This window comes from Caballeronia sp. SL1002 (assembly GCF_057814995.1).
Genome location: NZ_JBYMUW010000005.1, coordinates 724,043 through 744,192 on the forward strand (window position 1 = coordinate 724,043; position 20,150 = coordinate 744,192).

The window sequence follows — 20,150 nt, forward strand, 5'->3', positions numbered from 1 at the left end:
GACCTCCCGATATTCCAACAGGTTGGATAAAGTTGCAACACAATGGACACCGCATCCCCCGCGGGCTACGATCGGTTTCCCTTCCGACACGCGCGATGGTACGAACAACATGCAGCCAGTCACAGCTTCCTCCTGTCTTCCCGACGACCTCGCCCAGGCAATCCTGATCGGCCGCGTCTGGCGTCCCGCTCCGGTGAACGGCCCGTCGGTCTTTGTCGTGCGCGACGCTCAGGTATTCGACATCACCCACGCCGTCGCGACGACAGCCGACCTCTTCGACCGCCCGGATGCGCTCGAACTTGCACGCAGCGCGCAAGGCGAACATCTCGGCTCGATCGAAGATCTGGTCCAGGCCACGCTCGATGCAAAGCCCGATGGCCTGCGCCTGCTCGCGCCGTGCGATGTGCAAGCCATCAAGGCGTGCGGCGTCACGTTCGCCGTGAGCCTGCTCGAACGGGTGATCGAGGAACAGGCCGGCGGCGACGCGGCGCGCGCGCAGGAAGTGCGCGAGACCATCAACAAGCTGATCGGCGCGGATCTTTCGCAAATCCGTCCAGGCTCCGAGAGCGCCGCGAAACTCAAGGCCGAACTCGAACGGCGCGGCGCGTGGTCGCAATACATGGAAGTGGGCATCGGTCCGGATGCGGAAGTGTTTTCGAAATCGCAGCCGATGTCATCGGTTGGACTCGGCGCGGAAGTCGGCCTCTATCCCACGTCGCAGTGGAATAACCCGGAACCTGAGATCGTACTGGCCGTGAACAGTGCGGGCCGCATCGTCGGAGCGACGCTCGGCAACGACGTGAACCTGCGCGATATCGAAGGCCGTAGCGCGCTGCTGCTCGGCAAGGCCAAGGACAACAACGGGTCGTGTTCGATCGGCCCGTTCGTGCGGCTCCTCGACGAGCACTTCACGCTCGACACCGTGCGTGCCTCTAGCGTTTCGCTGAAGATCGAAGGCGCGGACGATGGCTTCGTGCTCGAAGGCGTGAGCCACATGAGCGAGATCAGCCGCGATCCCGAAGACCTCGTCAGTCAGACTCACGGCGCGCATCACCAGTATCCCGATGGCTTCATGCTGTTTCTCGGCACCATGTTCTCGCCGATCAAAGACCGCGACACACCCGGCGGCGGCTTCACGCATCACTTAGGCGACGTCGTGACCATCTCGACACCGAGCCTCGGCGCGCTCGTCAACACCGTGCGCTTCTCAACCGAGATTCCGCCGTGGACGTTTGGCGTGCGCGCGCTTTATGCGAATCTCGCGGCGCGCGGATTGTTGCGCTAAGCAGACGACGAGGTCAGCATGAACGATGCAGCGAACCAGATCGTCGGCTTTCTCGGCACGGGCCTGATGGGCGAGCCGATGGCGCGTAACCTGCTCGACGCGGGTTATCGCGTGCAGGCATGGAACCGCTCGAAGGACAAGCTCGATGCGCTGGAAAAGGCGGGCGCGACCGTATGCGCGACGCCTGAGGACGCGGCGCGCGGGGCCGGTGTGCTCGTCGCCATGCTGAGTGACGGGCCGACTTGCGACGCCGTATTGTTCGGCGAAAACACGGGCGAGAACGAGGCCGCAAGTGGTGCAGTCGCGGCGCTCGACTCAGGCGCGATGGTGATCGTGATGAGTTCGATCCCGGTGGAAACAGCGCTCGATCACGCGCGTCGCTGCGTCGCACACGGTGTCCGCTATCTCGACGCGCCGGTCTCGGGCGGCCAGCCGGGCGCGATCGACGGCAGCCTCGCCATCATGGTCGGCGGCGACGAGGCGGCCTTCGAAGCCGCCCGTCCCTTGTTCGTCGCGATGGGACATCCGGTGCGGGTCGGCCCTGTGGGATGCGGACAGCTGACCAAGCTCGCGAACCAGTTGATCGTCGCGAGCACGATTGCGACCGTGGCCGAAGCGCTGCTGTTTGCCGAGCGTGGCGGTGCGGATCCGGCGAAGGTTCGCGAGGCATTAGGCGGAGGCTTCGCCGATTCGCCGATCATGCAGAAGCACGGCAAGCGCATGATCGACGAATCGTTCGCGCCCGGCGGCCCGGCGAAGTATCAACTGAAGGATACGCGCACCGCACTCGCACGCGCGGCGTCGCTGGGTCTGGAACTGCCGGTCGCGAAGATCGTCGATGCGTTGTTCGCCGCGATGGTCGAGCATGGGGACGGCGATCTCGACCACAGCGGCTTGATCCGCGAAATTCGGCGCGAGAACGGCCTGCCCGTCAGCCGTCGCGATTGATGCGCGACGGCGCGGCATGCATCGCGCATGCCAATCCCTGTTGCATCAAGCATTTGCGCGGCGTGCTCAGGAGTTATCAACAGCTCTGTCAACAGAATCTGTTGATAACTCTCGCGAACGCCAACATGTCATTCACTGTGAGATATTTGCGCCTCGCCCGGCAGATCGGCTGCATGCCATCCGCCGCCCAGCGCCTTCACCAGCGCGACGCTCGCGGCCATTCTGCGCCGCTCGATCTGCACGGCGGCGCGTTGATCGGACAAAACGATTGCTTGCGTCACCACCACGCTGAGGTAAGTGACTGCGCCATTCGAATATCGATCACCCACCTTGCCTAACGCGCGCTCCGCCGCCGAAACCGCGTCGCGCTGTGCATCGAGTTCGCGGCGCAAGACCCGCAGTGCATCCAGATTGTCTTCGACCTGACCGAACGCGGTAAGCACGGTTTGCCGGTAATCCGCGACGCTTTCGTCATACACGGCCCGCGCCGCATCGCGCGCGGCCGCTCGTCCGCCGAAGTCGAGCACCGTGAACGCAAGCTGGGGCCCGAGCGACCAGAAGCGGCTCGGCGCCATCAGCCATGAACTGAAATTGGTCGCCTCCAGGCCGCCTGTCGCGGCCAGCAGGAGGTTCGGAAAGAACGCGGCTGTGGCAACGCCCACGCGCGCGTTCGCGGCCGCCACGCGCCGCTCGGCCGCCGCGATATCGGGCCGCCGTTCGAGCAGTGCGGACGGAATGCCGAGCGGCAACGCATCGAGCGCGGCCGATGGGTTCGGCGAGTTCGCTTCGTTGAGCGCGGGAACGTCGAGCGTAAACGTGGAAGGCGACTCGCCGGTCAGGATCGCGATTGCGTTGACGAGACTGTTCTTCGCCGATTCCAGATCGATCGATTGCGCTTCGGTCGATTTCAACTGCTCCTCGGCCTGCGCGACATCAGACTCAGCCGCTACGCCGCCCGCGAAACGATCACGCGTGAGCGCAAGCGCTTTTTCGTAGGCACCGAGCGTCTGCTGCAGAAGGCGTTCTTCCTGAACCGTGGCGCGCAGCGTGAAGTAGTTCGTCGCGAGTTCGGCCTGCATCGACAGGATCGCGCTTTGAAGATCGGCGGCGCTCGCTTCTTCCTCGGCTTTCCCGCCTTCAACCGCGCGCGAGATGCGGCCCCACAAGTCGGGCTCCCACGAAATCTGCGCGTCGATGAGGTAGTCCGGCACGGTTACGCCCGCGCTCGATTTGTACAAGATGTTCGACGACGCGCTCGACTGATTGAACGCGGCATTCGCCGTCACCTTTGGAAAATACGCGGAACGGCTTTGCGCAACCGCTGCGCGCGCGCCACGAAAACGCGCGGCCGCCGCGGCCACGGACTGGTTCGCCGACGCGACCTTCTCCTCCAGCGCATCGAGTTGCGGATCGCCGTAGACGGTCCACCACGCGGTACGCGCGTGCATGTCGGCGGGTTCTGCGGGCTTCCAGTCCTGTGCGGTGCGCGGGTCGGCTGGATCGGCTGGATCGGCGGATTTGTACGCGGCGGGCGTCGGCATCGCGGGACGCGCGTAGTCGGGACCGACCGTGCAGCCCGCGAACGATGCGGCTAAAAGCGGCCCCGCGATCCACAGCAGCGGCTTCATGGCGCTTTCTTCCCGATGCGCACGCTCGCACCTTCGACAATCGAATCCGGCGGATTCACGATCACCCGTTCGTCGCCGGTCAGACCCGATTGGATCGCGACGCGCGTGCCGTAGTCCGTGCCCAGCACGATCGGCACGAGCTTCACACGCCCGTTCGTATCGACGGTCGCCGCGCGCACACCCTCGGGCCGGAACAGCAGCGCATTGCCGGGCAGCATCACGGCAGGGTTCGCGCTCGTCAGCTTGAAACGCACTTGCGCATACGCGCCCGCGAGCAGATCACCTGCTGGATTCTTCACATCGACCTCGACTCTCATCGTGCGCGCTACCGGATCGACCGCGCCCGCCGTGCGCACCGTCACGCCCTCGAACTTGCGGTCGCCCTGTTCCGTGAGCAGCAGTTCCGCCGGCAACCCGACATGCACGAGCCGCGCATACGCCTGCGGCACATCGACAAACACCCGCAACGTGCTCGCGTCCTGCACATGGAACAACTCGCGCCCGCCCGCGCCGCTGCCCGCGTCGATCAGTTGCCCGACGTCCGTGTTGCGCGCCGTGACCACGCCGTCGAACGGTGCGTAGATATTCTGAAACGACACGAGTTGCGAAAGCCGCGACACGTTCGCTTGCGACGCATTGAGCGCGGCCTGCTTCGCGAGCATGTCGCCGTTCTTCTCGTCGGTCTCCTGCCGCGAGACGGAATTGTTCCTGAGCATCTGCGCCCAGCGATCCGACGTGGTTTTCGCGAGCAGATAATTCGCGCGCGCCGTTTGTTCGTCGGCGCGCGCCTGACGCAGTTGGTCGTTGGTTTCCGGCGCGTCGATCTCCGCGAGCAACTGGCCCTTCTTCACATGCTGCCCGATATCCACGGTCCAGCGCTTCAAATAGCCGTTCACGCGCGCGAAAATCGGCGCATCGGAAAAGGCCCGGATATCGCCCGCCAGAATCAGATCCTGCGTGCCCTTCATGCGCGTCGGCGCGATCACTTCCACCGTCTGCACGCTGTATTGCGCGGCGTCGCGTTCGAGTTCCGCGTGCGCGGAACGTCGCGACAACACGCCTTGAGCGACGAGCGCGATCACCACCAGCGCGATGACCAGCAGCCATATTCGACCGCGCTTCGATGCTGGCCTTCGGCTGCTTTCCTGCTGTTCCATGAAGTCTCCAGATAATGCTTGATGCGTGTCTTGCGGCGCCTAGGATTGCTCTGCTGCGGGCGGTGCGTCGCCAGCAGCAGCATTGCGTTTGGCGAGCCGCGAATAGATCATCGAAAAAACGACCGGCACGAAGAACAGCGTCGCTATCGTGCCGACCATCAAGCCGCCGATCACCGCGCGTCCCAGCGGCGCGTTCTGTTCGCCGCCCTCGCCCAGGCCGATCGCCATCGGCACCATGCCGATCATCATGGCGAGCGCCGTCATCAAGACGGGGCGGAAGCGCGTGAAGCCGGCTTCGAGCGCGGCGGCCACCGGATCGCGGCCGTCGCGAAGCTCCGAACGCGCGAAGCTGATGACAAGAATACTGTTCGCGGTGGCGATACCGATACACATGATCGCGCCCGTCAGCGCCGGAATCGACAGCGTGGTGTGAGTGAGGAACAGCATCCACACGATGCCCGCGAGTGCGCCCGGCAGCGCTGTGATGATGATGAACGGATCGAGCCACGACTGGAAGTTCACCACGATCAGCAAATACACGAGCACGACCGCGAGGATCAAGCCGAACGCGAGCCCACTGAACGACGCGTTCATCGTCTCCACTTGCCCGCGTATCTCGACCGTCGACCCTTTTGGCAATGTGCCGCGAGAAGCGTCGATGATCTTCTGCACGTCGTCCGACACCGCGCCGAGATCGCGGCGCTCGGTCGTTGCAAAAAGATTGATGCTGGTTTGCGCGTTGTAGTGCGTGACCACCGCTTCGCGCGAGCCGCGCGAGAGCGTCGCGAGCGAGCCGAGCAGATTGGTCCGGCCGCTCGCGGAGGTCAGCGGAATATTCGCGACCGATTGCAGCGAATCCATGTCGTATTGCGGTGCTGAAGTAATCACGCTGTAGCTCACGCCGTTCGCTGGATTGAGCCAGAACGTGGGCGTCGTCTGCTGGCTGCCGGACAGTGTAATGAGCAGATTGTTCGCCACGTCGCGCTGCGTGAAGCCCGCCTGAATCGCTTTCGTGCGATCCACTTTCACGTCGATCGTCGGCAGGTCGGCGGGCTGCTGAATGCGCGCATCGACCAGGCCGGGAACGCGCCGGATCTTCTCCAGCAAATTGTTCGCGAACACGCGATTGCCCTTCACGTCGCGTCCGACGATCTGTATGTCGAGCGGCGCGGGCGTACCGAAGTTGAGAATCTGGCTAACGATATCGGCGGGCAGGAACGAGAAGGCGACGCCCGGAAATTCAGCGGGCAGGCGCTGGCGCAGCAGATGTACATAGTCGGCAGTCGGCTTGTGGTTTTCGTTCAGGCTGATGAGCACATCGGCATCGGCCGAACTGATGGTGCCGGTATTGCTGTACGAGAGGTTGATGCCCGACACCGGCAAGCCCATGTTGTCGATGATCGAACGCACTTCTTCCTTGGGAATGAGTTGCCGTATGCGCGCATCGACGCGATCCGTGAGCGCCGCCGTCTCTTCGATCCGCGTACCCGTTTTAGTGCGTAAATGAAGCGCTATTTCGCCAGAATCCACAGCGGGAAAGAAATCGCGGCCAAGGAATGGCATGAGTCCGAGCGACAGCACGCAGCACAACAGGAAGATCAGCGCGAAGCGGCCAGGATGTTCGAGCCGGGCCGCGAGAAAGCCGCGATAGCGTGTGCGTACCTTCTCGAAGCGATGCTCGAATGCGAGATGAATACGCAGAAACGGGTTACGTGTTTCGCGGATTCCCTCGATGTCGCCGCCCATGTGCTCGTGATGGCGAAGGAGGTACTTCGCCAGTGTCGGGATCAGCGTGCGCGAGAAAAAATACGACGCGAGCATCGCAAACACCACGGCTTCCGCCAGCGGCACGAACAGATAATGCGCGACACCGGTCAGCAGGAACATCGGAATGAACACGATGCAGATCGAGAGTGTGGAGACTAGCGTCGGCACTGCGATCTGCTGCGCGCCGTCGAGGATCGCCTGCTCCAGCTCCTTGCCCTGCTCCAGATTCTGACTGATATTTTCGATAGCGACCGTTGCGTCGTCCACCAGAATACCGACCGCGAGCGCGAGACCGCCGAGCGTCATGATGTTGATGGTCTGCCCGATTGCCGCGAGCAGCAGCACCGAGGCGAGCATCGAAAGCGGTATCGAGACCGCGATGATCAACGTCGCGCGCCAGCTTCCAAGAAAGAGCAGCACCATCAGCGCCGTCAGCCCCGCCGCGATCACCGCCTCGCGTAACACGCCGGAGACCGACGCCCGCACGAAGAGCGACTGATCCGACACCGGCTCGATCTTGAGCGACGCCGGCACGAGACCGTGCAACGTGGGCAGCAACGCCTTCACGCGCGCGACGATATCCAGCGTGGACGCGTTGCCGCTTTTATTGATGGTCAGAAGCGCGGCGCGCGTGCCGTCCACGCGCACGATGTTGGTCTGCGGCTGGAAGCCGTCGCGAACGTGCGCCACGTCGCGAATATAGATCGTGCCGTTCGGGCCGGTACGGATCGGCAGATCGTTCAGTCCTTCGATACTGTCCGGACTCGCGTTCAGGCCGACCGAATATTCGGTCGCGCCAATCTTGGCTGTGCCCGTCGGCAGAATCAGGTTCTGCGCGCTGATCGCGTTGACCACATCGGTGGGCGCGAGGTTCTTTGCCTGCAGCTTGCGCGAGTCGATATCGACCATGATCTGGCGCTGCTTGCCGCCATAAGGCAGCGGCACGGACGCGCCCTGCACGGTCGCGAGCTGCGTCTTGAGAAAGCTGTTGCCGAAGTCGTAAAGCTGCTGCTCGGTGAGTTCCGCCGAGGACAGCGCGAGCCGCAGGATCGGCACCGTCGACGCGTTGAAGCGCAGGATATTCGGCGGCGTGATGCCCGGCGGCAATGAGCGGAGCTGCGTCTGCGAGAGCGCGGTAATTTCCGCGATCGCCTCGTCCACGTTCGCGTTCGGCTGAAAATAAATGCGAATGACCGCGATGCCCGGCAGCGATTCCGACTCGATGTGCTCGATATCGTTGACCGCGACCGACAGCCCGCGCTCGTAGTTGAGCGTGATACGTCGCTCCATCTGGTCGGGCGGCAGGCCCGTATAACTCCAGATCACGCTGACGACCGGAATGTCGATGTTCGGAAAAATATCCGTGGGCGTGCGCATGATCGTCAGCGGACCGATGATCAGCAGGAGCAACGACAAAACGATAAAGGTGTACGGGCGCTTCAGCGCGAGTCGGACGATCCACATGAATGATTCGCTTGCCCGTTAGAACGTTGCCGCGTGGTTGAGTGAGTGCGCCTGTCTCGTGCAGGTCCGTCTTGTCGATTCGTATGACGCCAATACGATGACACAGAAGTTGCCTTCAGAACAAATGGCGCAAGCGTTTGCGTGACGGCGGGCCACTCGTGGAAAGCCCTTGGTCCGCCGGACTCAGGGCAAACGCTTATGCCCTTGCACTACATATTGCCAACGCCGCGCAGCCTGGTCTATGTTTCAGCCGTGTCGATCGTCAGACACTTGAACACTTATAAAAAGCTGCACGTAATCCGGCGCTCAGCCGCGGGGATCAGGAGACCGACCATGAATAGCACCACCCACGACCGGACAGTCAGACCGACGCCGGGATTTTTCTCCAAGGAAGCAACCATCGCCGGGCCGGGATTCTCGCGATGGATGGTGCCGCCTGCGGCGCTCGCCGTGCACTTGTGTATCGGGCAGGCGTATGCGTTTTCCGTATTCAACGCGCCGCTCACGAAGGTGATCGGCATTACGCAATCGGCCCCGGACGACTGGTCGCTCACCACGCTCGGCTGGATCTTCTCGCTCGCGATCGTTTTCCTTGGTTTATCGGCGGCGTTCGCTGGCAAATGGCTGGAGAAAGTCGGCCCGCGCCGCACGATGTTCACCGCAGCCTGTTGCTTCGGCGGCGGATTTCTGGTCGCGGCAGCGGGGGTTTACCTGCATCAGATCGTGCTTGTGTATCTCGGCTACGGCGTGATCGGCGGCATTGGACTCGGCCTCGGCTACGTGTCGCCCGTCTCGACTCTGATCCGCTGGTTTCCGGACCGTCGCGGCATGGCGACCGGCATGGCCATCATGGGTTTCGGCGGCGGCGCGATGATCGCCGCGCCCGCCTCGGTCGCGTTGATGAACCACTTCAAGACCGCGACAAGCAACGGCGTGGCGGAGACGTTTCTAGTTCTTGGCGTGGTGTACTTCATCTCGATGACCATCGGCGCGCTCGCGATCCGCGTGCCGCATCCCGACTGGAAGCCGGTGGGCTGGACGCCACCGACCGTCGCAAGCAAGCTCATCACGCGCAATCACGTCCACATCGACCAGGCGCTGAGAACGCCGCAGTTCTACCTGCTCTGGCTAGTCCTTTTCTTGAACGTGACAGCGGGTATCGGTGTGCTCGGGCAAGCCTCGGTGATGATCCAGGAAAGCTTCAAGACGTCGATTACCGCAGCCGCCGCCGCGGGCTTCGTCGGACTGCTCTCGCTCTTCAATATGGGCGGGCGCTTCGTGTGGGCGTCGGCATCCGACTGGCTTGGCCGCAAGAACACGTATTTCGTGTTTTTCGCGCTCGGCGCGGTGCTTTACTTCCTCGTGCCGCAGTTCGCGCAGAGCGGCAACATCGCGCTCTTCGTGCTTGCCTACGGCGTGATTCTCTCGATGTACGGCGGCGGTTTCGCGACCATCCCCGCGTATCTCGCGGACCTGTTCGGCACGGCGTTCGTCGGCGGCATTCATGGCCGCTTGCTGACAGCGTGGGCCGCCGCCGGTATCGCCGGTCCGGTGCTCGTGAACTACATCCGCGCGTATGAAGTGGCGCGCGGCGTGCCGAAAGCCGATGCCTACACGTTGACGCTGCACATCATGGCGGGACTGCTCGTGGCGGGATTCATCTGCAATCTGCTGCTGCGCCGCGTGCATGACAAACATCACATGAGCGCGTCTGCGCTTGCCGCAAAATAAAGACGGGGAGATTGCGATGAATGCCACTGAAGAACTGAACGCGCATCCGAGCAACAAGCTGCTGCTCGCGGTTTTCTGGATCTACGTGCTGGCACCGCTCGCGTGGGGTATCGTGAATACGATCACGCAGGCGATGAAGCTGTTCGGCTGATAGCAAAAACGGGCGCCGTCGAGGCGCCCGCTTCACTACGCTACGAGAGGTGATGCACCTCCTGCAGCCCGAAGACCGGCGTCGGCAGCCCTTCCATCCGCGCCTTCAATTGCAGCGACAGATATTGCGAGTAATGCCGCGACTGGTGCAGGTTGCCGCCATGGAACCACAACGCCTGCTGCTGCGTCGGCTTCCACATGTTGCGCAGTTCGCCTTCCCAGGGACCCGGATCTTTAGTCGTTGCCGAGCCGAGTCCCCACACCTTGCCGACCTTGTCCGCAACTTCTTTCGAGATCAGGTCCGCCGCCCAGCCGTTCATCGATCCGTAACCGGTTGCATACACAACTACATCCGCTTCCAGTTCGGTGCCGTCCGAAAGCACGACCGAGCGCTCCTTCAGTTCCTTCACGTCCACGCCGCTTTTCAGCTTGATCTTGCCGTCCGCGACGAGTTCGGACGCGCCCACATCGATGTAGTAACCCGAGCCGCGCCGCAGATACTTCATGAACAGCCCGGAATCGTCGTCGCCGAAATCGAGCATGAAGCCGCTCTTTTTCAGGCGGTCGTAGAACTCGGCGTCCTCGTCGCGAATCGTGTTGAAGACCGGCACCTGGAACTCGTGCAGGATCTTGTACGGGATCGACGCAAACGTAAGATCGGCCTTTCCGGTCGTCATGCCGGCGGCGACCGCGCGTTCCGAATAGAGGTCGCCCAGCGCGTGCTCCATCAGCGACGCCGACTTCACGATATGTGTCGACGAACGCTGCACCATCGTCACGTCCACGCCCGCTTCCCATAGCGCCGCGCAAATATCGTGGGACGAATTATTCGCGCCGATCACCACGACCTTCTTGTCGCGATAAGCGTCCGGCCCCGGATGCTGCGACGAGTGATGCTGCTCGCCCTTGAACACGTCCATACCCTTGAACGCAGGAATATTCGCTTTGCCCGACATGCCGGTTGCAAGCACGAGTTGCCTCGGGCGCAAGGTCATCTCCTCGCCGCCGCGTTCGACCACAACGATCCACTCGCCCGCGTCGTCGTCGTAGCGCGCGGACTTGCATACGGTCGATCCCCAGTAATTCAGCTCCATGACCTTCGTGTACATCTCCAGCCAGTCGCCGATCTTGTCCTTCGGCGTGAAGACCGGCCAGTTATCCGGAAACGGCAGATACGGCAAATGGTCGTACCACACCGGATCATGCAGGCAGAGCGACTTATAGCGCTTCCGCCACGCATCGCCGGGGCGCTCGTTCTTGTCGATGATGATGGCCGGCACGCCCAGTTGCCGCAGCCTCGCACCGAGCGCGATGCCGCCCTGCCCGCCGCCCACCACCAGACAATACGGCTGCCGTTCGCGGCCGAGTTCCGTCAACTCCGCCTCGCGCTCCTCCTTCCAGCTCTTGCGCTCCGTACGCACGCCGTGTACCGCGCCCATCGGCCGCTGCGTGCCCTTGGGTTCCTCATGGCCCTTCAGTTCGCTCATCGTCGTGAGGAGCGTCCAGATGCGTCCGTCCTTCAGTCGTATGAAGCCCGTACCGCGCGCCACTTCCGTCTCGAACGCGATCCAGCTTTGGGTCACGCCGCCCGCGTCGCTCGCGTGTTCGTCCGGGGCGATGCGAAAGTTCGACGGCCGCACCGCGCCGCTCGCGACTTGCGCGTCGAGCATCGCGGCAATCTGGTCAGGGCCTTCGAGCGTCTTGATGTTCCAGGTGAACGTGACGAGATCGCGCCAGAAGCAATCCGGATCGAACAGTTCGACCGCCTTCTTCGTATCGCGGTCCCGCAATGCTGCTTCGAGACGTTCCAGGACACCGGACACTTGCTGGTCCGGGTTGTTGTCTTGCTCAGACATGGTCGCTCCTCCACGATGAATGGATGTTGATTTTGATGCTGAGAAACGGGTGCATAGCCCGTGGGTTTTTTTTATCTTCGTTGCCTTCGATCTGTTCGCCGGCGGGTTGTTGGTTTGCATCGCTTGGGGTCTGTTGGTTACACCGTCGGGTTGCCTTACGCTTCTTGTGAACTTGCGTTCATGTAGGTCTATTAGCACGCCGCTATGCGCGGCAGCAGTCACTTTCTTTGGCTAGCTGCAAAGAAAGTAACCAAAGAAAGCAGCTTATCCGCCTAAGTGTCCACCACTCATAACCTCACGGATAGGCGCGCAAGCTGACTCGGCTAACTCGCAGTTCAGGGTATTGGCACAGCGCCTGTCAGTTCCATCCTCGCTGCGCTCGGACGACGGGCATATCTAAAACCATCGGTTTGGTTTGATTTGGTTTATTCGGTTATGCCTTACCGGCAGGCACTTCGTGCCTGCTGGGATGAATGAGCGGCTCCACTCTGTCTTGTGGTGCGATGGCCGAATCAGCTTGCGCACCACTCCGGGTTAATGCCAGTGGTGGACACTTAGACGGTCACGCTGCTTTCTTTGGTTACTTTCTTTGCAGCAGCAAAGAAAGTGACTGCTGCCGCGCACAGCGGCGTGCTAATAAACCTACATGAAAGCAAGTTCCCAGAAAGCACAGGCCAACAAAAGCAACGCGCCAGCAAAACAAACCGTGCAAATTCCCAAGAAGCACAAGCAAACACCCACCAACCCAACCGCCCCGGTTACCTCCTGTGCGGCGGCAAAATCCCATACTTAGCGATCCGCCGATACAACGTCGCCCGCGAGATCCCAAGCCGCTGGGCTGCCAACTGTGGCCGCCACTTGGCCTCGGTCAGCGCCGCGACGATGCGCGTTCGAAGCGCTTCCGCTTCGACGCCAAGCGTGGGCGCATTCAACACCGGCGATGTCACGCGACGATCAGAAAGAGTCGCACGCAACGGCGCGCGCACACGCGCATGCAACGACGAGCCTGAGGAAAGAATGCGAAACGATACGAACTCGCGGCCCGGACGGCCATCGAGCAGACGCTCCGGCGCAAGATCGAACAATTCGCTCGCGTGCGAGCCAGGCTCGCTTAAGGCCGTCACGCATTCGCGCGCGCGCCGGTTCGCCGCGACCACGACACCACGAGCATCGAAGGCGATCAGAATTTCAGGCTGCGCCTCGACGTAATGGCGGTTGCGATGCGCGAGCAACACCCAGCAATCGGACGTTGCGTTCAAAAAGTAGCCATCCTCGATCAGGATCGCGCTCTGACGCACTAGCTGGTTGATGAGGCGCTGGCTCGCGCGGTCGTCGGGCGAACGCACGGCGGATGCATCCAGCACGCCGATCAGTTCGCCGTTCGGCGCGAAGATCGGCGATGCGCTGCAGGTGAGCGTCGTGAATGCCGCGCGAAAATGATCGATCTTGTGCACGGTGATCGGCGCGCGATCGAGCAGCACACTCGCGATGCCGCACGTGCCTTCCTCGTGCTCCGCCCAGCACGATCCCGCATACAGTCCCGCGCGTTTGAAATCGTGACGGCGTTCGCGATCAACGCGATAGTCGATCGTCACGCCGAAGGAGTCGGTCAGCATCACGCAGTAATCGTCTTCGCGGATCATGTCGTGAAGGCGCGTCAGGCACTGGCCCGACGCGCGCAAAAACGCATCTTCACGCTGCTGGATCTGGCGCAGTTCCGGCGACGTGAGCACGCGCGGACCGATGGTTGCGCCGGGATCGAGATGATGCTGTTCGAGCGAACGCCGGTACGACAGCGCAAGACGCCGCGACTCGTCGCCGGGACGCGTGACGCGGCCTTCAATCACATTGCGCACGCGGTCGATATGAAGGGTCTGCGAAACATACGGCATGACAGCTCTCCCCGGCGTTTACCCGATCGGCCCGAAAATGCCGATGGCCGATTTTTATCACACAGGGATGGGCGAGACACACTGCAGTGCAGCATCGGCGCAATTGAGACGATCGTCTCAACGCAGCACTATTTCACCGGACCGGGCCGGTCGTTACGGTCAAGGCTAAAGACCCGCGCGATCATGCCGTCGACCATGCGGAAGAATCCCTCCGCGCCGTATCCGGCTAGAAAAGCGATCCCCGACGCAGTCAACGTGAGCACGCCCGATCCCGAACTCACCTGCGTCGCGACCGTGGTCGGACTGAAGAAGAGGCCGACCGCGACGCCTGCCATCAACCCGAGCGGAATGCGCAAGAACGCAAGCGCTTCGTCGCGCGGCGAGAGCACGCTCGCCGCGATTTTGTCGCCGACACCTCGCAGCATCGACGCAATGGTCCCGACCAGCCCGAACAGAATCGGCAACACATAAGTCGCGTACGTGGACAACACGAGCGTGATCGATTGAATATCTTCCTGAGCGGCATAGATATCGGGCGCGTCGGCGCTGTCCGGAACATCGGCCGTCTTCGCCGCGCCTTTCGGTTCTTCTTTCACGGCCGGCGCCGGCTTCCTGCCGCAGCCGAGTTTTTCGTAGCCAAGCTCCGAAGGAAACGCCTTGATAAGCCAGCGCGACGGCGCATTGGTCGCGAACATGCACGCGTCGGCGATGGTCTTCACGTAGCGCGCCTGAACGTAAGACCATTCGTTGCACAACTGGTTGATCTCGCTTCCTTCCTTCTTCACGTTGTCCGCGTTGCAGGTCGCGAAGATCGAATCGCGGGCCGCCACGCCCTTGCCGGCGCCCTCCTTATCGAGCGCCGTATAAATTTGCGCGGTCGTCGCCAGCACGCTCTTGCGGCCTTCCTCGAAGCGCGTTGTGATCTGCACGCCGTAGGCGACGTACCACAGCGAAATCGCCGCGAGCACCGTGCAGAACACGCCGAGATACGTCGTCGCGCGATGCACCTTGCGATACCGCCGCGCGCTTCTGTAAAGCCCCGGATACGCTTCTTTGGCCACCGAAATGCGCGTTTGCGGACCGCCGGTCTCGATCTTGTCCGCGAATACGAGCGAACCGGTCGGCTCGATGAAGCTATACGTGTAAGCGATGGTCATGCCGCGCGCCGGATACGCGAGCGAGGACAGCTTGTCCTTCACGAGCAGGAGCAGCGTGGCGTCGGCGGCGCGCAGGGCGCCGTGAGGGTCGGGCGGATAGCGCAGCTTGCAAATGTATTCGATGGTTTCGAACGCGCTCAGCGTTTCGTTCGGCGCATCCGGCTTGGGAATTTTCAGATCGATGCTGCCGATATGCACGTCCGGACGGCCCGAAATGAAATCGAGCAGCAGATACACCTCGTTGAGCTCACGCTTGAAGATGAGTTCATCGAACGAACTTGACGCGTCCTTCACAGGGACCATGTTCATCGGCTGCCTCGATCGGTTCGGATTGACCAGCATCGTTTCGACTGACGAATGCGCTGCTCTGATGCGCAATCCGCCCGCTGTTTAAAACGAAATGCGTGACGCACTTTTAAACGAACGCTCGCTTAAGCTCGAGCAAACAGCCCGCATCCTCGATGCTAAAATACTGTACATGCATACAGCCACCGAACTCTCCGCGCCTCTCGCCTACACCGTCGCCGTGCGCGCGCTGTGCGAATTCACGGCGAAACGCGGCGATCTCGACTTGCGCTTCACGCCTTCGCCCACGGCCCTGGAAGGCATCGTCGGACATGGTGTGGTCACGGCGCGCCGCCATGCGGGTTATCAGACCGAAATCACGCTGTCCGAGCAGATTGGAACGCTACTCGTACGCGGCCGCGCAGACGGTTACGATCCGGCCACGAACCGGCTCGAAGAAATCAAAACGCATCGCGGCAAACTCGACGCAATGCCCGAGAATCACCGGCATTTGCACTGGGCGCAGGTTCGCGTCTACGGCTGGCTGATGTGCAAGAAACTCGGTCTCGCGGAAATAGAACTGGCGCTTGTCTACTTTGATATCACAAGCCAGCGCGAAACCGTGCTGCTCGAAACGCAAACGGCCGCGTGGCTGCGCGAGCACTTTGAGCATCACTGCGCACGTTTCGTCGCGTGGGCGGCGCAGGAATTGCAACATCGCGGCGAGTGCGCCGCCGCGCTCACCGCGCTTGCTTTTCCGCATGGCGCGTTTCGCCCCGGACAACGCGAACTCGCGGAAGCGGTCTATCGCTCGGCGATCAAAGAGCGATGCCTGCTCGCGCAAGCGCCGACGGGTATCGGCAAGACCGTGGGCACGCTCTTTCCGCTGCTTAAAGCGTGGCCGGGCCAGCAACTCGACAAAATCTATTTCCTGACCGCGAAAACAGCGGGCCGTCAGCTTGCGCTCGATGCAATGGCAACACTCGATACCCCGTTGCGCGTGCTCGAACTCGTCGCCCGCGACAAGGCCTGCGAGCATCCCGACCGCGCTTGTCACGGCGAGTCGTGTCCGCTTGCTCGCGGCTTTTACGATCGACTTCCTGCGGCGCGCGCGGCGGCGCTGGATCGCGTCACGCTAGACCGCCAAGCGGTGCGCGAAACCGCGCTTGCGCACGACGTGTGCCCGTATTACCTCGCGCAGGAACTCGCGCGATGGAGCGACGTGATCGTCGGCGACTACAACTATTACTTCGACACGAGCGCGATGCTGTTCGCACTCGCCGAGGCGAACCGCTGGCGCGTGAGCGTGCTTGTCGATGAAGCGCACAACCTCGTCGAGCGTGCGCGCGGCATGTATTCCGCCACGCTCGATCAAGCCGCGTTCCAGGCCGTGCGCCGCCGCGCGCCGTCCATTCTGAAACGCGCATTCGATCGCGTGAATCGCGCGTGGAATGCGCTGACCCGCGAGCAGACCGAAGAATACGTGGTCCACGCCGCGTTGCCGGAGCGATTGATCGACGCGCTCGAACAGGCCATTTCGCTCGTCACCGAGAGTCTCGCGGAGCAACCCGACGTTATCGAACCGGACACGTTGCGGTTCTATTTCGACGCGATGCATTTCGTGCGTATTGCGGAAAAATTCGACACCCATTCCATCTTCGATATCTCGCTCAACGGTCGCCAAACCACGCTATGCGTGCGTAACGTCGTGCCCGCGCCGCATCTTCGCCCACGGCTCGCGCGCGCGCATTCCGTCGCGCTTTTTTCCGCTACGCTTACGCCCGCCGCGTTTTACGCGGACACCCTGGGATTACCCGAATCCTGCGCGCGTATCGATGTCGCCTCGCCGTTCCGGACCGAGCAATTGCAGGTCAAAGCCGTCGCCGATATCTCGACGCGCTTTCGCGATCGCGCGCAATCCGTCGCGCAAGTGGCCGATCTGATCGCCGCGCAATACGCGCGCATGCCCGGCAATTACCTGAGTTTTTTCAGCAGCTTCGACTATCTCGCGCAAGTCGCGGCCGAGCTTTCGGCACGCCATCCCGCCGTGCCGTTCTTCGCACAATCGCGTGCGATGCGCGAAGCCGAACAGCAAGCGTTCCTCGCGCGCTTTACGCCGGAGAGCCGCGGCATCGGCTTCGCCGTGCTCGGCGGCGCGTTTGGCGAGGCGATCGATTTGCCGGGCGCGCGGTTGATCGGCGCGTTCGTCGCAACGCTCGGGTTGCCGCAACTAAATCCCGTCAATCAGCAGATGAAAGCGTTAATGCAGCAGGCATTCGGCGCGGGATACGACTACACGTATCTTTTTCCAGGCTTGCAGAAAGTCGTACAGGCGGCGGGCCGCGTGATTCGCGGACCGCTCGACAGCGGCGTGGTGTATCTGATCGACGACCGTTTCGCGCGGCCCGAGGTGCGACGCCTTTTGCCGCCGTGGTGGCGCGTGGATATCGTTCGCGGCCTGACGTACAAGGGTTAACCGGCCACGCGCGGGTATCGGGTTTGCTCCTATGATGAACCTCATAAAACCTATACCGTCGCACAGGAGCCCGCCATGTCCGTTCAGGACGCCATCACCATTCTTCAGGCCGATCACCGCGCGTTCGAACAGCTTTTCGATGCGTTCGAACGCGCGGACAAGAACGATCTCGAACGCAAATCCACCATCGTGCAGCGCACTTGCGAGTTGCTCGCGATTCATGCGCTCGTCGAAGAGGAATTGCTGTATCCCGCCGCCAAGGAAGCGCTCGACCTCAAAGGCCGCGACGACGTTCTCGAAGCGGAAGTCGAGCACTATCTCGTCAAGTCGCTGATCGAAAAATTCGCGCTGCTCAAAGCGGGTGAGGAAGGCTTCGACGCTACCTTCAAGGTGCTGACGGAAAACGTCAGCCATCACGTCAAGGAAGAGGAAGACGACCTGTTTCCAAAGCTCCGCAAGACAAAACTCGACCTCGTTGCGATCGGCGAAAAGATCGTGGCGCGCAAGGCCGCGATGCAATCGCGCCTGACCGCAGTCGCCACGGCGACCGCGCGCTAGACGCCGCTTGGCGCCGTCTGATCGAATTCGAGCGCAAGTCCCGGAGTGCGAGCGCGGCGCGCGTGCCGCACACTGTTCGCATCGACTTCGGAGAGACGCAATGAATCTGGCTTTGGAACACACGCCGGGCACGGAAAAAATCGAGGAAAGGATTGCGGCTATCGATTGGGCTGGTGTGGCAGATGAACTCGACCGCTATGGCGCGGCCCCGCTCCCGCGTCTGCTCACGGCCGCCGAGTGCGGCGCGATGACGGCCCTGTATAAGCGCGATGCGTTGTTTCGCAGCCGTGTCGTGATGGAGCGTTACGGCTTCGGACGCGGCGAGTACCGGTATTTCGCGTATCCGCTGCCCGATATCGTCGATACGCTGCGCAGCGGGCTTTATCCACGGCTTGTGTCAGTTGCCAACCGTTGGAACGAAATCATGGGCGTGGAGGCGCGATATCCGTCGCTACACGCCGATTTCATCGACCGCTGTCACGCAGCCGGACAGACGCGTCCGACGCCGTTGATCCTTCAATATCGCGAAGGCGATTACAACTGTCTGCATCAGGATTTATACGGCGAACACGTGTTTCCGCTGCAGGTCGCCATTCTGCTGTCCGCACCGAACCGCGATTTTACCGGCGGCGAATTCGTGATGACGGAACAGCGGCCGCGCATGCAATCGCGTGCGGAAGTGGTGCCGCTTCAGCAAGGCGACGCCGTGGTATTTGCCGTGCATCATCGCCCGGTGAAGGGTACGCGCGGGGCGTATCGCGTGAATTTGCGGCATGGCGTGAGCCGGTTGCGCTCGGGGCATCGGCATACGCTCGGCGTGATTTTTCACGACGCCGAATGATGCCCCGCGTGATTTAAGCGCGACACGTAGCCCACTTATTCGTTTTCGTCGAAGTAGTGGCCGAAGCGCGCCTGCTTGGTTTTGATGTAACGCTCGTTTTCCTCGCGCATCGGAATGGCGAGCGCGACGCGTTCGCACACGGGAATGTCGTGCTTGAGCAGCGTGTCGAATTTCGACGGATTGTTGCTCATCAGACGCACGGATTTCACGTTCAGCGCGCGCAGGATCGCGGCGGCCGAATCGTATTCGCGGGCGTCGTCGGGGAGACCGAGATGCAGGTTCGCGTCCACGGTGTCCAGTCCCTGCTCTTGCAGCGCATACGCGCGGATCTTGTTCGCGAGGCCGATTCCGCGCCCTTCGTGACCGCGCAGATACAGCAAGATGCCGCGATCTTCCGCCGCGATATAGCGCAGCGCGAGATCGAGTTGCTCGCCGCAATCGCAGCGGTACGAGCCGAATACGTCGCCCGTCACGCACTCCGAATGGAGCCGCGTGAGCACGGACTCGCCGTTCTTCACGTCGCCCATGACGAACACGATGTGCTCGATGTCCGTGCGCTTGACGCGATACACATACGACGTGAACGTGCCGTAGCGAGTGGGAATGGTCGCGGTCGCGGCCAACTCGACGTCTTCCTGCGGCGCGCATTCGCCAAAGCGCGGCGCGGCATGGTGGATGTCGTGGGCGGCGGGTGCATCGTGTGATTCGGAAGCGGTTTTCATGTTATTTCGGCAGTTCTGCGCAGCGAGTCTGTGAGGCGCCGGATGAAGGCCGCCCGGGACGCCATGTTAAAGCCGGCGGGGAATCTTTGCTGACTCGTTTGCAAGCTCCCCGGCATCGAAGCCTGATTTTACCTGCCGCGCTCGTGTTCGCGTTCTGTGCGCGCGTTTTCATTACCGTGCCGCGCGCAACACACCTTCGCGCAAAATTAAGCACGGGTTACAGTAGGGTCCAT

14 protein-coding genes are annotated in these 20,150 nt (G+C 62.0%); 7 read left to right on the forward strand and 7 right to left on the reverse strand.

The features are described 5' to 3' along the window. The first annotated feature begins 109 nt into the window (after positions 1–109). Entirely contained in the window at positions 110–1,285 is a 1,176-nt protein-coding gene (locus AC3D25_RS27670; protein ID WP_488891673.1) for a fumarylacetoacetate hydrolase family protein, read from the forward strand. A gap of 18 nt (positions 1,286–1,303) precedes the next feature. Then, a complete protein-coding gene (locus tag AC3D25_RS27675; RefSeq protein ID WP_488891674.1) occupies positions 1,304–2,233 on the forward strand; it encodes an NAD(P)-dependent oxidoreductase in 930 nt (309 codons plus the stop codon). 128 nt (positions 2,234–2,361) lie between these two features. On the opposite strand, the gene AC3D25_RS27680 is transcribed toward AC3D25_RS27675, so the two are convergent. The 3 genes from AC3D25_RS27680 to AC3D25_RS27690 are packed head-to-tail and all read right to left on the reverse strand — an operon-like array spanning position 2,362 to position 8,249. Further along, positions 2,362–3,861 (reverse strand): efflux transporter outer membrane subunit, encoded by a 1,500-nt coding sequence (locus tag AC3D25_RS27680; protein WP_488891675.1) that lies wholly within the window; start codon positions 3,859–3,861, stop codon positions 2,362–2,364. After that, positions 3,858–5,018: an efflux RND transporter periplasmic adaptor subunit gene (locus AC3D25_RS27685; RefSeq protein WP_488891676.1), complete on the reverse strand. Its 1,161-nt coding sequence runs from the start codon at positions 5,016–5,018 to the stop codon at positions 3,858–3,860. Before AC3D25_RS27685 ends, AC3D25_RS27680 begins: the two co-directional genes overlap by 4 nt. A 39-nt stretch (positions 5,019–5,057) precedes the next feature. After that, the gene (locus AC3D25_RS27690) at positions 5,058–8,249 is read right to left on the reverse strand and encodes an efflux RND transporter permease subunit (RefSeq protein ID WP_488891677.1); all 3,192 of its coding nucleotides are present in this window, start codon (positions 8,247–8,249) and stop codon (positions 5,058–5,060) included. 333 nt (positions 8,250–8,582) lie between these two features. On the opposite strand from AC3D25_RS27690, the gene AC3D25_RS27695 reads away from it, so the two are divergent. Then, a complete protein-coding gene (locus tag AC3D25_RS27695; protein ID WP_488891678.1) occupies positions 8,583–9,980 on the forward strand; it encodes an L-lactate MFS transporter in 1,398 nt (465 codons plus the stop codon). A 16-nt stretch (positions 9,981–9,996) separates the two neighbouring features. Continuing rightward, positions 9,997–10,131 carry an MFS transporter small subunit gene (locus AC3D25_RS27700; RefSeq protein ID WP_488891679.1) on the forward strand — a complete coding sequence of 45 codons (135 nt, stop codon included), beginning with the start codon at positions 9,997–9,999 and terminating at the stop codon, positions 10,129–10,131. A 40-nt stretch (positions 10,132–10,171) separates the two neighbouring features. Here AC3D25_RS27700 and AC3D25_RS27705 read toward each other — a convergent pair whose 3' ends face one another. The 3 genes from AC3D25_RS27705 to AC3D25_RS27715 form a co-directional block, all read right to left on the reverse strand. Beyond that, positions 10,172–11,986: an NAD(P)/FAD-dependent oxidoreductase gene (locus tag AC3D25_RS27705; protein ID WP_488891680.1), complete on the reverse strand. Its 1,815-nt coding sequence runs from the start codon at positions 11,984–11,986 to the stop codon at positions 10,172–10,174. 758 nt (positions 11,987–12,744) lie between these two features. Next, a complete protein-coding gene (locus AC3D25_RS27710; protein WP_488891681.1) occupies positions 12,745–13,878 on the reverse strand; it encodes a sigma-54-dependent Fis family transcriptional regulator in 1,134 nt (377 codons plus the stop codon). A 128-nt stretch (positions 13,879–14,006) separates the two neighbouring features. Next, positions 14,007–15,344, reverse strand: a complete 1,338-nt coding sequence (locus tag AC3D25_RS27715; RefSeq protein WP_488891682.1) for a hypothetical protein — start codon at positions 15,342–15,344, stop codon at positions 14,007–14,009. Positions 15,345–15,513: 169 nt separating this feature from the next. Between AC3D25_RS27715 and AC3D25_RS27720 the strand changes: the two genes are divergently transcribed. The 3 genes from AC3D25_RS27720 (at position 15,514) to AC3D25_RS27730 (ending at position 19,195) form a co-directional block, all read left to right on the forward strand. Continuing rightward, positions 15,514–17,796 carry an ATP-dependent DNA helicase gene (locus AC3D25_RS27720; protein ID WP_488891683.1) on the forward strand — a complete coding sequence of 761 codons (2,283 nt, stop codon included), beginning with the start codon at positions 15,514–15,516 and terminating at the stop codon, positions 17,794–17,796. A gap of 75 nt (positions 17,797–17,871) precedes the next feature. After that, positions 17,872–18,354, forward strand: a complete 483-nt coding sequence (locus AC3D25_RS27725; RefSeq protein WP_488891684.1) for a hemerythrin domain-containing protein — start codon at positions 17,872–17,874, stop codon at positions 18,352–18,354. 100 nt (positions 18,355–18,454) lie between these two features. Then, entirely contained in the window at positions 18,455–19,195 is a 741-nt protein-coding gene (locus AC3D25_RS27730) for a 2OG-Fe(II) oxygenase (RefSeq protein ID WP_488891685.1), read from the forward strand. 35 nt (positions 19,196–19,230) lie between these two features. Here AC3D25_RS27730 and ribA read toward each other — a convergent pair whose 3' ends face one another. Continuing rightward, positions 19,231–19,917, reverse strand: a complete 687-nt coding sequence (ribA, locus tag AC3D25_RS27735; RefSeq protein ID WP_488891686.1) for a GTP cyclohydrolase II — start codon at positions 19,915–19,917, stop codon at positions 19,231–19,233. Positions 19,918–20,150 lie beyond the last annotated feature (233 nt).